The organism is Stenotrophomonas sp. 05L413 (assembly GCF_056397945.1).
In genome coordinates, this window is sequence record NZ_JBFTOL010000004.1 from 634,206 (window position 1) to 647,957 (window position 13,752).

The 13,752-nt window shown below is 67.5% G+C and carries 12 protein-coding genes; 2 read left to right on the plus strand and 10 right to left on the minus strand.

Features of this window, described 5'->3' with window-relative positions:
* Positions 1–5 precede the first annotated feature (5 nt).
* The 7 genes from betA to AC1DIQ_RS12040 form a co-directional block, all read right to left on the minus strand.
* Positions 6–1,676, minus strand: a complete 1,671-nt coding sequence (betA, locus tag AC1DIQ_RS12010; protein WP_121039801.1) for a choline dehydrogenase — start codon at positions 1,674–1,676, stop codon at positions 6–8.
* 25 nt (positions 1,677–1,701) lie between these two features.
* A complete protein-coding gene (gene betB, locus AC1DIQ_RS12015; RefSeq protein WP_121039798.1) occupies positions 1,702–3,174 on the minus strand; it encodes a betaine-aldehyde dehydrogenase in 1,473 nt (490 codons plus the stop codon).
* A gap of 34 nt (positions 3,175–3,208) precedes the next feature.
* Positions 3,209–5,188 carry a choline BCCT transporter BetT gene (betT, locus tag AC1DIQ_RS12020; protein WP_121039795.1) on the minus strand — a complete coding sequence of 660 codons (1,980 nt, stop codon included), beginning with the start codon at positions 5,186–5,188 and terminating at the stop codon, positions 3,209–3,211.
* Positions 5,189–5,309: 121 nt separating this feature from the next.
* Entirely contained in the window at positions 5,310–6,047 is a 738-nt protein-coding gene (locus AC1DIQ_RS12025; RefSeq protein WP_183073759.1) for an endonuclease/exonuclease/phosphatase family protein, read from the minus strand.
* A 50-nt stretch (positions 6,048–6,097) separates the two neighbouring features.
* Complete coding sequence (locus tag AC1DIQ_RS12030) at positions 6,098–6,925, minus strand: thiol:disulfide interchange protein DsbA/DsbL (protein ID WP_121039789.1); 828 nt, start codon at positions 6,923–6,925, stop codon at positions 6,098–6,100.
* Positions 6,926–7,047: 122 nt separating this feature from the next.
* Positions 7,048–7,692, minus strand: coding sequence for a thiol:disulfide interchange protein DsbA/DsbL (locus AC1DIQ_RS12035; RefSeq protein WP_478050101.1), 645 nt, complete (start codon positions 7,690–7,692; stop codon positions 7,048–7,050).
* Between the two features lie 129 nt (positions 7,693–7,821).
* Positions 7,822–8,625, minus strand: coding sequence for a c-type cytochrome (locus AC1DIQ_RS12040; protein WP_478050102.1), 804 nt, complete (start codon positions 8,623–8,625; stop codon positions 7,822–7,824).
* A 155-nt stretch (positions 8,626–8,780) separates the two neighbouring features.
* On the opposite strand from AC1DIQ_RS12040, the gene yihA reads away from it, so the two are divergent.
* Entirely contained in the window at positions 8,781–9,404 is a 624-nt protein-coding gene (gene yihA / locus AC1DIQ_RS12045; protein WP_121039780.1) for a ribosome biogenesis GTP-binding protein YihA/YsxC, read from the plus strand.
* Positions 9,405–9,493: 89 nt separating this feature from the next.
* Here yihA and AC1DIQ_RS12050 read toward each other — a convergent pair whose 3' ends face one another.
* The 3 genes from AC1DIQ_RS12050 to AC1DIQ_RS12060 all read right to left on the minus strand — a co-directional run bounded on the left by AC1DIQ_RS12050 (position 9,494) and on the right by AC1DIQ_RS12060 (position 12,103).
* Positions 9,494–10,471 carry an MBL fold metallo-hydrolase gene (locus AC1DIQ_RS12050; protein ID WP_152152233.1) on the minus strand — a complete coding sequence of 326 codons (978 nt, stop codon included), beginning with the start codon at positions 10,469–10,471 and terminating at the stop codon, positions 9,494–9,496.
* Positions 10,472–10,567: 96 nt separating this feature from the next.
* Positions 10,568–11,401 (minus strand): helix-turn-helix transcriptional regulator, encoded by an 834-nt coding sequence (locus tag AC1DIQ_RS12055; protein WP_478050103.1) that lies wholly within the window; start codon positions 11,399–11,401, stop codon positions 10,568–10,570.
* A gap of 3 nt (positions 11,402–11,404) precedes the next feature.
* Positions 11,405–12,103, minus strand: a complete 699-nt coding sequence (locus tag AC1DIQ_RS12060) for a VIT1/CCC1 transporter family protein (RefSeq protein ID WP_121039772.1) — start codon at positions 12,101–12,103, stop codon at positions 11,405–11,407.
* Positions 12,104–12,266: 163 nt separating this feature from the next.
* Between AC1DIQ_RS12060 and AC1DIQ_RS12065 the strand changes: the two genes are divergently transcribed.
* On the plus strand, positions 12,267–13,631 hold the full coding sequence (locus AC1DIQ_RS12065; protein WP_478050104.1) for a glutamate--cysteine ligase: 1,365 nt from the start codon (positions 12,267–12,269) through the stop codon (positions 13,629–13,631).
* Positions 13,632–13,752: the final 121 nt, after the last annotated feature.

Sequence of the window (13,752 nt, forward strand, 5' to 3'; positions counted from 1 at the left end):
CGCCCTCAGCGCCGCGCCGGTGCGTCCCCGGCCACGTAATAGGCCGCCGTGCTGCGCGGCAGCGGTGCACGCCCGCGGATCCGGTCGGCGATCTTCTCGGCGATCATGATCGTGGTGGCGTTGAGGTTGCCGGTGATGATGCGCGGCATGATCGAGGCATCCACCACGCGCAGGCTTTCCATGCCATGCACGCGGCCCTGGCCATCCACCACGCTCATCGCATCGGTGCCCATCGCGCACGAGCACGACGGGTGATACGCGGTCTCCGCATGGGCGCGCACGAAGGCATCCAGTTCGGCATCGCTCTGGCACTCGGCACTCGGGCTGATTTCGCGCCCGCGGTATTCGTCCAGGGCGGGCTGGGCGATGATCTCGCGGGTGATGCGGATCGCATCGCGGAACTCCTGCCAGTCCTGGTCGGTGGACTGGTAGTTGAACAGGATCGAGGGATGCTCACGCGGGTCCAGCGACTTGGCATGCACGTGGCCGCGGCTGGGCGTGCGCATCGAGCCCACATGCGCCTGGAAGCCGTGTTCCTTGACCGCATTGGTGCCGTTGTAATTGATCGCCACCGGCAGGAAGTGGTACTGGATGTTGGGCCAGTCGAACTCCTCGCGGGTGCGGATGAAACCACCGGCTTCGAACTGGTTGCTGGCACCGATGCCGGTGCCGGCGAACAGCCATTCCGCACCGATCGCCGGCTGGTTCCACCACTGCAGCGCCGGGTACAGCGAGACCGGCTTCTTGCAGGCGTACTGCATGTACACCTCCAGGTGATCCTGCAGGTTCTCGCCGACGCCGGGCAGGTCGTGCACCAGCGGCACCCCAAGGGCGGCCAGCAATGCCGGCGCGCCCACGCCGGAGCGCTGCAGGATCTGCGGCGAGGCGATCGCACCGGCACACAGCAGCACCTCGCGGCGGGCGGTGGCGTCAATCGGCTCGGCGCTGCTGCCGGCCAGGTAGCGCACGCCCACCGCGCGCTTGCCGGCGAACAGGATGCGGTCGGTGGTGGCGTGCACCACGATCTCCAGTCCCTCACGGTCCTTGGCCATGTCCAGATAGCCGCGTGCGGTACTGGAGCGGCGTCCGCGCGGGGTCACCGTGCGGTCCATCGGGCCGAAGCCTTCCTGCTGGTAGCCGTTGAGGTCATCGGTACGCGGGTAGCCAGCCTGCACACCGGCCTCAACCATCGCGTGGAACAGCACGTTGTTGCCGTTCTTCGGCGTGGCCACGCTGACCGGCCCGTCGCCGCCGTGGTAATCGTTGGCCCCGATGTCGCGCGTTTCCGCCTTGCGGAAGTACGGCAGCACGTCGTGGTAGCTCCAGTCCTCCAGGCCGTCGAAGCTGGCCCACTGGTCGAAGTCCATCGCGTTGCCGCGGATGTAGCACATGCCGTTGATCAGCGAGGAACCGCCCAGGCCCTTGCCGCGGCCGCACTCCATGCGCCGGTTGTCCATGTAGGGCTCCGGCTCGGTTTCATACGCCCAGTTGTAGCGGCGGCCCTGCAGCGGATAAGCCAGTGCGGCCGGCATCTGGGTGCGGAAATCCATCCGGTAGTCCGGCCCACCGGCTTCCAGCAGCAGCACGCTGACCCCGGCGTCTTCGGTCAGGCGCGCGGCCAGCGTGTTGCCGGCCGACCCGGCGCCGATGATGATGTAGTCGTATTCGCGCTTCATCGCGGTGTCTCCTGGTAAGGCCGGCTCAGAACACCGACGCGTAGCGGTCCAGCTCGATCTGGATGGATTTGGTGCGGGTGTAGGCGCGCAGCGTGGCCAGCCCGTTTTCGCGGCCGACGCCGGATTGCTTGTAGCCGCCCACCGGCATCTGCGCCGGCGATTCGCCCCAGCTGTTGACCCAGCAGATGCCGGCCTCGAGCTGGTGGATCACCCGATGCGCGCGCGCCAGGTCCGGCGTCACCACACCGGCGGCGAGACCGTAATCGGTGTCGTTGGCGCGGCGCACGGCTTCGTCTTCGTCGTCATAGGCGAGCAGGCTCATCACCGGCCCGAAGATCTCTTCGCGCACGATGCGCATGTCATCGCGGCAATCGCTGAAGATGGTCGGTGCCACATAGCAGCCTTTGCCCAACGCGCCGTCGGTCAACCGTTCGCCGCCGCAGACCAGCCGTGCACCCTCGGCCTTGCCGCTGCCGATGTGCTCCAGCACGCGCTGCATGTGGGCGGCGCTGACCAGCGGGCCGAAGTTGGTGTCCTTGGCCAGTGGGTCGCCGATGCGGATGCGCTGGACCCGTTCCAGCAGCTTGGCTTCGAACGCGGCCAGCGCGCTGCGCGGAACGAACACGCGGGTACCGTTGGTGCACACCTGGCCGGAGCTGTAGAAGTTGGCCATCATCGCCACGTCGGCGGCCAGGTCCAGATCGGCGTCCGCGCAGATGATCAGTGGCGACTTGCCGCCCAGCTCCATGGTGACGTCCTTGAGCGTGGAGCTGGAGGCACTGGCCATCACCTTGCGGCCGGTCGCGGTGCCGCCGGTGAAGGAGATCTTCTCGATCAGCGGGTGCTCGGTCAGGGCCGAACCGACGCCGGCACCATCGCCGGGCAACACGTTGAACACGCCATCGGGCAGACCGGCCTCGGTGAAGATCTCCGCCAGCTTCAGCGCGGTCAACGGCGTCACTTCGCTGGGCTTGAAGATCATTGCGTTGCCGGCGGCCAGCGCCGGGGCGGCCTTCCACAGCGCGATCTGGATCGGGTAGTTCCAAGCGCCGATCGCGCCGACCACGCCCAGCGGCTCCTGGCGGGTGTAGAAGAAGCTGGCCTCGCGCAGCGGCACCTGGCTGCCTTCGAGACCGTGCATGACGCCGGCGTAGTACTCCAGCACGTCCGCGCCGGTGACCACGTCCACACTGAGCGTTTCGCTCAGGGCCTTGCCGGTGTTGCGCGATTCCAGCTCGGCCAGCGGATCGTTGCGCTCGCGCAGCAGTGCCACCGCCCGCAGCAGGATGCGCGAGCGTTCCACGGTGGTCAGCGCGGCCCACACTTTCTGGCCGGCCTGGGCGCTCTCCACGGCAGCGTCGAGATCGTCGCTGTTGGCGCTGTGGACATTGGCGAGCAGCTCGCCGTTGGCCGGGTTGATGACCTGGAAGGTCTTTCCGCCCTGGGAGGGAACGTAGCGGCCGCCGATGTACAGCAGCTGGTCGGGGAGGGTAGGCATGTCGATGACTCCTTTGCAGCGGGAGATCAGTGCGTCAACGCGTGAGATGCAGGAACTGCAGGTGACGCTCGTACTGATCGATGATGTCGTTGATGATCTGCTGGCGGCTGTAGCCGAACAGCTCGTAGTCCTGTCCACCTTCATAGAGGTGCACTTCGGCGCGGTAGTAACGCTGGTTGCGGAAGCGCTGCGCGGCGAACGAAGGCGTGAGGTAGCCGCGCATGATCACCTGGTAGGTGAAGACCTGTTGTTCGCCATGGTCCACCAGCAGCTCCATGTGACCCGGCTCGAACTTCGTCTGCACATCCAGGCCCTGTTCGAGCAGCTGCGCCGCGACGGCTTCGATCGCCGGCTTCACATCGGTATCCATGAACCGGTACACCTCGTCGCGGACCGGGAAATGCACCGCCTGGGTGATGCGCTGGCGCCAGCCGCGCTGATGCCGCGATTGCCCGATCAACGGGATCGGCGAGTACTGCGAGGCCTTCTTGCGCTGCGACTCTTCGCCCAGTGCACGGGTCAAGCCCCACAGCATCAGCAGCAACACCACCGAGAACGGCAACGAGGCCAGCACCACCGCGGATTTGAGCGCATCCATGCTGCCGGCCAGCAGCAGCCCGGCGGTGACCAGACCGGTCATCACGCCCCAGAACACACGCAGCCAGCGCGGACCGTCGTCTTCCGGATTGCCGCCCTGCGAGGACAGCGTGGACAGCACCACCGTGCCGGAATCGGCCGAGGTGACGAAGAAGATGAAGCTGACGATCACCGTGACCGCGATGACGGTGCGGCTCCACGGGTAGCTTTCCAGCAGCGCGTACAACACGGTCGGTGGGTTCTCCACCGCCATCTGCGCCAGGTGCACCTGGTCGTGGTGCAGAATCTGATCCAGCGCGCTGTTGCCGAAGATCGACAGCCAGGCCAGGGTGAAGCCCAGCGGGATCAGCAGCACGCCGAGCACGAACTCGCGGATGGTGCGGCCGCGCGAGATGCGCGCGATGAACAAGCCTACGAACGGCGCCCAGCCGATCCACCAGGCCCAGTAGAACACCGTCCAGTTGCCCAGCCAGTCCGGGCGCCCGCCGTAGGCGTACACATCGAAGCTCTTGCCGACCACGTTGCCCAGGTAGTCGCCCATGTTCTGCATGAAGGCATTGAGCAGGTACTGGGTGGGGCCGGCGAACAGCATGAACAGCAGCAGCGAGATCGCCAGCAGCATGTTGATGTTGGACATCCAGCGCACGCCCTTTTCCACGCCGGACACGGCCACTGTGATCGCCGCGCCCATCATCAGTACGATCAGCCCGACCTGCACCCAGGCCGCGTGCGGCACCGGGAACAAGGTGTTCAGGCCGGCGTTGAGATGCAGCACGCCAAAGCCCATGTCCGCGCCGAGGCCGAACACGGTGGCCACGATGCCCAGGGCATCCACGGTGTAGCCGATCGGCCCGTTGATGCGCTTGCCGATCAGCGGATACAGCGCCGAGCGCAGCGCCAGGGGCAGGTTGTGGCGGTAGGCGAAGTAGGCCAGCGCCATCGCGGCCAGCGCGAACACGCCCCAGCCGTGCAGGCCCCAATGCAGGAACAGCAGCTGCATCGCCTGGCGCGCGCTGGCCTCGCCGCTGCCGGTGCCGCCCTGCGGCGGCAACAGGTAGTGGGTCAGCGGCTCGGAGACGCAGAAGAAGAACAGGGTGATGCTGATGCCGGCGGCGAACAACATGCCGGCCCAGGACAGATAGCTGAACTCCGGCTCGTCATGGTCCGCGCCCAGCTTGACGTTGCCATAGCCGGACAGCGCCACGCCGACCACGAACACCAGGTACACGGTCATCGCCAGCAGGTAATACCAGCCGACATTGCGCGAGGCCCAGGTCTGGGCATCGAGCAGCATCACGCCGGCATCGATGGGAAACACGGTGACCAGAATGGCGAATGCCGCCACGATCGTGGCGGCAAGCAGGAACACGGGTCGAAGCGTGCGCACCTCGGGCAGAGGCGGCTCCACGGTACTCATGGGGTGGGGGATACTCCCGGTGCCGGAGCGGCAGACGGCGGGATTTATCGCACAGGCGCTGTGGACAGCCTGTTTACACCGCCATCAGCCCCGCCGCGCAAGGGCGGCGGGTATACCTGCGTCAGCGCAGCGCGCTGCTCGGCACGTCGATCGACATCGCCAGGGCGAGGTGATCGGAGAACGCGGCCGGTACGGCTTCGGCACTGCGTTGCTGCAGGCCGTCGCTGAGCAGGATGTGGTCGATCGCCCGGTCCGGGCGCCAGCTGGGGAAGGTCGGCACCACGCAGCCCGGCGGCTGCAGCGTCGTCTTCTGGTACAGCACCTGCATTTCCGGGCGTTCGGCCAGGCAGTTGAAATCGCCCATCAGCACGGCATTGGGGTGGTCGGCAAGCAGATCGGCAATAAAGGCCAATTGCGACATGCGCGAATTGGTCCCTAACGACAGATGCGCCACCGCCACCGCCAGGCCCTGGCTGCCTTCACCGAACTTGGCCAGCAGCACGCCGCGCCCGCCGATCCGGCCGGGCAGGGCGTGGTCCTGGACCTCGACCGGCTCGAGCTTGCTGAGCAGGCCGTTGGCGCTGGAGGCCACCCCGCCCATGCGGCGGTTGGGCTGGTGGCTCCAGTAATTGAAGCCCGCGCGCTCGGCGAGGTAGTGGGTTTGGTTGGTGAAGCCCGAGCGCAGGCTGCCGGGGTCGGCTTCCTGCAGGCCGACGATGTCGTGTTCGCGGGCCATCTGCGCGATGGCATCCAGGCTGGTTCGTTTGCGCCCGGCCGGCAGTGCGTGCGACCAGCTGCGGGTCACGTAGTCACTGTAGCGGCGGGTGCTCGAACCGGCCTGGATGTTGGCCGTCAGCAGGCGCAGGGTCCGCGTGTGGGGGAAGGTCACGACGGTTCGCTATCGCTGGTTCAGTTGGCCTTGCCGGCGCGTTCGCGCGCGATCAGGTGATCGGCGATGCGCAGCATGTCCGGGAAGCCCTTGCCCTTGACCAGGTACTTGCCGTTGACGATCACCGACGGGGTGCCGGAGATCTTGCTGCGCTGGGCGAACTGCTTGGCCGAGTTGGTCTTGGCGTTGACGGCGAAGCTGCCCATCATCGCGGCGAACTGCTTCGGGTCGGCGCCGTGCTTGCCGTAGAAGTTGGCGATGTCCTCGACCGAATCACGGCCGCGCTCGCCCTTCAGGCTCTGCTCGGCATGGATCGCGGCGTACATGGCTTCGTGGGTCTTTTCCTGCAGGCCCATCGCCTGCGCGGCATAGAACGCACGGCCGTAGTCATCCCAGGTACCGCCGAACATGGCCGGCACGTAGACGAAATTGACGTCGCTCGGCAGACCGGCCTTCCACGGCCCGATCAGCGGCTGGAACGCGGCGCAGGCCGGGCATACGTAACCGAAGATTTCGGCGACTTCGATCTTGCCGGTGGCCGGCTGGAACGGCTGGCCGTTCTCGATCACCACATAGTCGGTGCCGGCAACCGGCTCCGGGCCGGTCGGGCGCGACGAGGCCGGCGCCGGCGCCGGGGTGGTGGCTTCGGCAGCGGCGGTCTCGGCGGCGGCGGTTTCACCGCTGGCGGCCGGGGCCTGCTCGCTCGGGGGGGCCGTTTCGGTGGCCGGGGTGCTGCTCGGTGCGGCCGGCTCAGCCGGGGCGGTGGTGTTGGCGGTACCGTCCTGGGCCTTGCAGGCAGCCAGGATCGGCAGCAGGGCCATGAGCGTAATGGCGAAACGGGTCTTCATCGAAGCATCTCCAGCGGATGAGCATGGTGGGGCCGATGCTGGGAGCACCGGCCAGGGAAGCATGATGACACGCGGAAACGAGCGTCCCGCGTGCACGGTGCGTGATGGTTCAGCGAGCGCTGTTAGAGCGCCTTGCCGCTGCGCGCACGGGCGATCAGGGCATCTGCGTTGCGCAGCATCGACTCGAACGAGTCGCCCTTGACCAGGTACACGCCATTGACGATCAGCGTCGGCGTGCCGGGCACCTTGGTGCGCAGGGCGAAGGCACGGGCGGCCTTGACCTTGGCATCCACGGCGTCGCTCTTGAGCACGGTGATGTACTGCGCCGGGGCCACGCCGAAGCCCTGGTAGAACGCGGCCAGTTCATCCGGCGAGACGTTCTGCATCGGCAGCGATCCCTTCTCATGCAGGGCATCGAACATGGCGCGGTGGCTGCGCTTGGCCACGCCCAGCTGATCGGCAGCGTAGTAGGCGCGGGCAAACGAATCCCACACGCCCCCGAAAGCGGCCGGCACCGGGGTGAAGCGGACATCCTTGGGCAGCTTGGCGGCCCAGGCTTCCAGCTGCGGTTCGAAGTGCGCGCAGTGCGGGCAGGTGTAGCCGAACATCTCCACGACTTCGATCTTGCCGGCCAGCGGCGCGAACGGACCGGCGTCGGCGATCCGTTCGTAATCCTTGCCCTCCACCAGCGGTGTCGGGGTGGCGGCGAGGGTGGTCAACGGGCTCAGGGCCAGCAGCAACAACATCAGGCGGGGCATCAACGTCATCTACATCCATCTCCATACAGAAAAAACGACGCCGGCCCAGTCGCCGGCGTGCCAGTGAACATACCCCGCCGGCCGGGGTGGCCGCATCCGTCATCCGACCAAGGGAATGCGCTGCGGCGTGGGCGGTCGTTACGGTGGTGCCTGCGTGCCTCCGGCGAGCGGCGTGGCCGCAGCGGCGACGTCATCTGCCCGGTTGTGCAGCCCCTGCAGGTAGCTGGCCAGGGCCTGGATCTCCTGCTCGGTCAGCGACTTGGCGATCGTGGCCATGATCTGGAAGTGCGCCTTGTCGGTTTCCTGGGTGGTCCCGGCCTGGTACTCCTGCAGCCGACGGGCAACGTAGGCCGAGTGCTGGCCGCTGATGTGCGGGTAGGCCGGGCCCGGATTGCCGGCGCCGGTCGGGCCATGACAGGCCATGCAGGCCGGGATGCCGCGCTCGGCATCGCCGCCGCGGTACAGCTGCTGGCCGATCTCGAAGAATTTCTTGCCGGCGTACGGGCCTTCGGTCACGGCGCCATCGTCGGCGATGCCGGCGGTGGCCTTCTGCGTGGCGAAGTAGGCACCGATGTCGCGCATGTCCTGCGGGGTGAGGTCCTGCACGAACGGCACCATCGCCGCCGAGGCCCCGGAGGTGCGCTGGCCATTGGCGATCAGGGCCATCTGCTGGGCGCTGTAGCGCTCGCTCTGGCCGGCGATGCTCGGGTACATCTCCACGGTGGAGTTGCCATCGGCCGAATGGCAGGCCGCGCAGGCCGCGGCCTTGGTCTGCCCGGCCTTGGGGTCGCCCCAGGTGGTTTTGCTGAAATCGACCTCCAGCGAGGCGGTCTTGATCGGCCCGTTGTCCGGCAACGGGGTGATCGAGGTCTGGGCAACGGCAACGGCGGCGAGCAGCGAGACAGCAAGTGCGGAAACGGCAAGAACGCGAGCATGGCGCATGCGGAAGCTCCGTGTGGACCGGCCTGGCGGTTGCGGGACCGCAACCACGGGGATCGCCCGATTATCAACGCCGTTTCCCGCCACGGTCAACGCAGGGTGCAGCAAAACCGAGCGCAGACAGCGCGGATCGGGCCCGGACATGCGATCCTATGCCCATGTCATTGCTCCTCGAACGCGCCCAATACCTGCTTTCGGCCCACAACACCCGGCAATTGCCGGAGGACGTGGGCGCGGAAGTCGCCTTTGCCGGTCGCTCAAACGCCGGCAAGTCCAGTGCCCTCAACGCCCTGACCCGCCAGAACAGCCTGGCCCGGGTCTCCAAGACCCCCGGCCGCACCCAGCAGCTGGTGTTCTTCGAGGTCACCCCGGAGGCCAAACTGGTCGATCTGCCCGGTTACGGCTACGCCAAGGTCCCGCTGGACCTGCAGGCGCACTGGCAGGCCTTCATCGACCAGTACTTCCGTACCCGCGAGGCCCTGCGTGGCCTGGTGGTGGTGATGGACATCCGTCACCCGCTGAGGGACTACGACCGCCAGATGCTGGCCTATGCAGTGCAGCGCGGCCTGCCGGCGCATGCGCTGCTGACCAAGGCCGACAAGCTCGGCCGTGGCCAGCAGGGCATCGCCCTGCAGAAGGTGCGCAAGGAACTGCAGTCCTCCTTCGGCGATACCGTCAGTGTGCAGACCTTCTCCGGTCCCGCCCGGCAGGGCGTGGATGAAGCCCGCGGCATCATCGGCGGCTGGCTGGGCCTGAACAAGCCAGCGCCGGAAGCGAGCTGACCGCTCGCCCGTAGATCCACGCCATGCGTGGATCTACCGTCGCCGCCATCCGGGCGGATCCTTGCCGTCCCTCTGCCGCCATTCCGCTGTCATCGTGCCGGCAACGGCGCGAACTCGCCCGGCACCCAGGCAAATGCCTCTCCCTCGCGGCGCACATGCCCCAACCCCGGGAACGGCAGGTGCGCGCCGGCTACCCACCAGCCCTGATCCGCCGCCTGCGCCATCATCCGGCGCCGGCTGGCGATCGCGGCCACGCGGTCGCTGTCCGCTTCGAATGAGGCCTGCGGCTGCGCGAACTGCACCGCGTGGAAATGCACGATGTCGCCCCACACCAGCAACTGCTGGCCGGTGCCACCATCGATCCGGTAAGACACATGGCCGACCGTATGGCCATGGCTGTCCAATGCGGTGATGCCCGCCGGCAATGTGTCGCCAGGTGCAAAGCGCTTCAGTTTCCCGCTCGCCTCATACGGCGCCACCGCCTTGCGCGCCAAGGCGAAGGCAAAGCGCACACCCTGCGGCGCGGTTGCCTCGCTGGCCGGATCCAGCCAGTACGCCGCGTCCGCGGCCGACAGCCACACCGTGGCATTCGGATAGGCGATCTTCTCCTGCGCATCCAGCAGGCCACACAGGTGGTCGGGGTGCGCGTGGGTCAGCACCACTTCATCCACGTCCGCCGGGTCGTAGCCGGCCTTGCGCAGGTTGCCCAGCACCTGGCCCAGGCCGGGGCCGAAGCATTGCGCGGTGCCGGTATCGACCAGGGTCAGGTGATCGCCCTGCTGCACCAGGTAGGCATTGACCGCGGTCTGCAGGCCCTTGCCATCCTCGGGGACGTAGCGGTGATCAAGCAGGCGGGTGACTGCTCCGGGGGCAATCCCGACCAGTTCCTGCCGGCCCAGTGCGACCGTGCCATCGAACAGCGCGGTGACCTGCAGCGTGCCGATGGTCTGGTGATACACGCCGGGTACCTGCTCGCGCGGGGTGTGCGTGGTGGTGGCCCAGGCGGGGCTGGCGACAACGGCCAGCAACACGGCGGAGGCGAGCGTGCGAACGCGGGGGAAGGGCATGACAGGTTCCGGACAGGGCGGCTGCGCCGCGGTGCCTCCATGCTGCGCGTCCTGTCTGCTGCGTTCCGCTCAGAATGCCGCGCGATCCGCTCGCGCTCAGCTGTTGCCGATCGCCGCTGGTTCCAGCCCATAGCGTTCGGCGAAGCGCTTGTTGAAGCTGCCCAGCGAGCGGTAGCCCACGCGCGCGGCCACGGTCTTCAACGGCAGCCGGGTGGTGTAGAGCAGGCTCATCGCATGCGCGAGCCGCGCATCGGTGATCAGTTCGCGCACGCTGGACTGCTCGCTGGCCAGGCGCCGCCGCAGCGTGGCACCGCTGAGGCCGAGGTGCGCTTCGAAATCGCGTGACTGCCAATCGCGCTCGGGCTGGGCAGCGATCAGGTCGCGGATGCGCTCCCCCACGCTGGGTTCGGGGGGAACCAGCAGGCTGCCGTGCCCGCGCCGGCAGAACGCCACGGCAAGCGAGGCCAAGGCCAGGCGTGCTTCGGTGTAGTGACCGTGTTCCAGCGCCTGCCGCCATTGCAGCAGGGTTGCGCCATGCTCGGCCAGGGGCAGCCTGGCCAGTGCATCACCGGCCTGCGGCAGCGGCTCGTTCCACAGCGCGCGGGCGGCCGTGAGCGCCTCGGCGCACATCGGCACGATCGCACTGAGGTACACCCCGCTGTGCGGATCGGGGATGTTCACCACATCGATGCGGCAGCGGCGCGTGATCAGAAACAGATCGCCCGGTGCGAATTCCAGCGATTGCTGCGCAGTACTCACCTGCTTGCGCCCCTGCAGCAGGATCGCGAACTGCGGCTGCGGAATCTCCACGGAGGAGGCGCCATGCTCGCGGCGTGCGGTGATGCACGCATAGCCATCCGCGCGCTGGCAGTCGGCCAGGCTGGCCAGGGTCGCCAGCAGCGAGGTGGTGGTATCAATGGGTGCGGACATGACTCAGCCTGCCACGTTGAACAGCTGGCCGACCAAGGCGGCGGCCGCCATCGCGATCGCGCCCCAGAAGGTAACGCGCAGCGCGCCACGCAGGCGCGAGGCACCGCCGGCATGCGCGGCCAGGGTGCCGGTCAGGCACAGCCCCAGCAGCGTCACCACGGTAGTGGCTTGGCCGACCAGCGCATGCGGCGCGAGCAGGGCGGTCAGCACCGGCAGCGCGGCGCCACTGACAAAGGCACCGGCCGAGGCCAGGGCCGCCTGCATCGGGCGCGCCCGCAGCTCCTCGGTGATGCCCAGCTCATCGCGGGCATGCGCCCCCAGCGCGTCGTGCGCGGTGAGCTGGGTGGCCACTTCATGCGCCAGGTCGGAACTCAGCCCACGATGGCGGTAAATTGCGGCCAGCTCTTCCAGCTCGCTATGCGGGTCGTCGTGCAGTTCGCGCTTCTCCACGGCCAGGTCGGCCCGTTCGGTATCGGCCTGGGACTGCACCGAAACATACTCGCCGGCCGCCATCGACATCGCGCCGGCCACGGTCCCGGCGATGCCGGTGGCCAGGATCGTGGAGGCCGAGGCGCCGCTGGCAGCGATGCCGACCACCAGGCCGGCCACTGAGACGATGCCGTCGTTAGCGCCGAGCACGGCGGCGCGCAGCCAACCCACACGGTCGGAGCGATGGACTTCCGGATGTCGGGATCGGCTCATGGGGTCAGTTTAGGGCCAGCGCAGCGTCAAGCCCATGCCAGTAGGATGCTGAAAACCGTCACGGTGACACGACGGCAGGGGACGCCACGATATAGTGCGCCCTTGCGATGCGGGGGCGTGAACCCCACATCCCCGCCCTGACCAGAATTCTGCGAGCCTCCCCTTGTCGAGCCCCAGCCACGTCGCCGAGACGCCGATCACCGACCGTAATGAACTGGTCGCCACGTTGGCCTCCGGCGAAAAGCCCCAGGCGCAGTGGCGCATCGGCACCGAGCACGAGAAGTTCGGCTTCCGCCTGGATGACCTGCGCCCGCCCACCTTCGACGGCGACCGCGGCATCGAAGCGCTGCTCAACGGCCTGACCCGCTTCGGCTGGGATCCGGTGCAGGAAGACGGACGCACCATCGCGCTGCTGCGCGACAACGCCTCGGTGACCCTGGAACCGGCCGGCCAGCTGGAGTTGTCCGGCGCGGCGGTGGAGACCATCCACCAGACCTGCGTGGAAACCGGCACCCATCTCAACGAAGTCGCGCAGGTCGCCGGCGAACTGCAGCTGGGCTTCCTCGGCATGGGCTTCCAGCCGAAGTGGACGCGCGATGAAATGCCGTGGATGCCCAAGGGCCGCTACAAGATCATGCGCGAGTACATGCCCAAGGTCGGCACGCTCGGCCTGGACATGATGACCCGCACCTGCACGGTGCAGGTCAACCTGGATTACGCCACCGAAGCGGACATGGTGAAGAAGTTCCGCGTGTCGCTGGCGCTGCAGCCGATCGCCACCGCGCTGTTTGCCGATTCGCCGTTCACCGAAGGTGCGCCGAACGGCTACCAGAGCTACCGCTCGCACATCTGGACCGACACCGACAACGACCGCACCGGCATGCTCGACTTCGTGTTCGAAGACGGCTTCGGTTACGAGCGTTATGTCGACTACCTGCTCGATGTGCCGATGTACTTCTCTTACCGCGAGGGCAAGTACCACGATGCCAGCGGCCAGAGCTTCCGCGATTTCATGGTCGGCAAGCTGCCGGTGCTGCCGGGCCAGCTGCCCACGCTGCGCGACTGGTCCGATCACATGACCACCGCCTTCCCGGAAGTGCGCCTGAAGAAGTACCTGGAAATGCGCGGCGCCGATGCCGGCCCGTGGAGCCGCCTGTGCGCGCTGCCCGCGTTCTGGGTGGGCCTGCTGTATGACGATGCCGCGCTCGATGCCGCGTGGGATCTGGTCCGTGATTTCAGCCTGGTCGAGCGCAACGTCCTGCGCGATGGCGTACCGCGCCATGGGTTGAAGCTGCCGTTCCGCAACGGCACCGTGCTGGATCTGTCGCGCGAAGCGTTGAAGATCGCCGTGGCCGGCCTCAAGCGCCGCGCCGCGCGCAATGCCGATGGTCAGGACGAAAGCAAGTTCCTGGAGGTGCTGCAGGAGATCGTCGATTCCGGGCTGACCCCGGCCGATCGCAAGCTGGCGCTGTTCCATGGCGAGTGGGGCGGCAACATCGATCCGGTGTTCAAGGAATTCGCGTACTGAGCGGGCGAAAGCGGTAGTCGGTGGGTCGGGCGCTGGGCGCCCATGCCCTTTCCGGCAAATGTCCCCCGGCGTCGGCCTGCGGCCGCCCCCTCCTCCTTTATTTTGCCTCCAAGGGCATGGG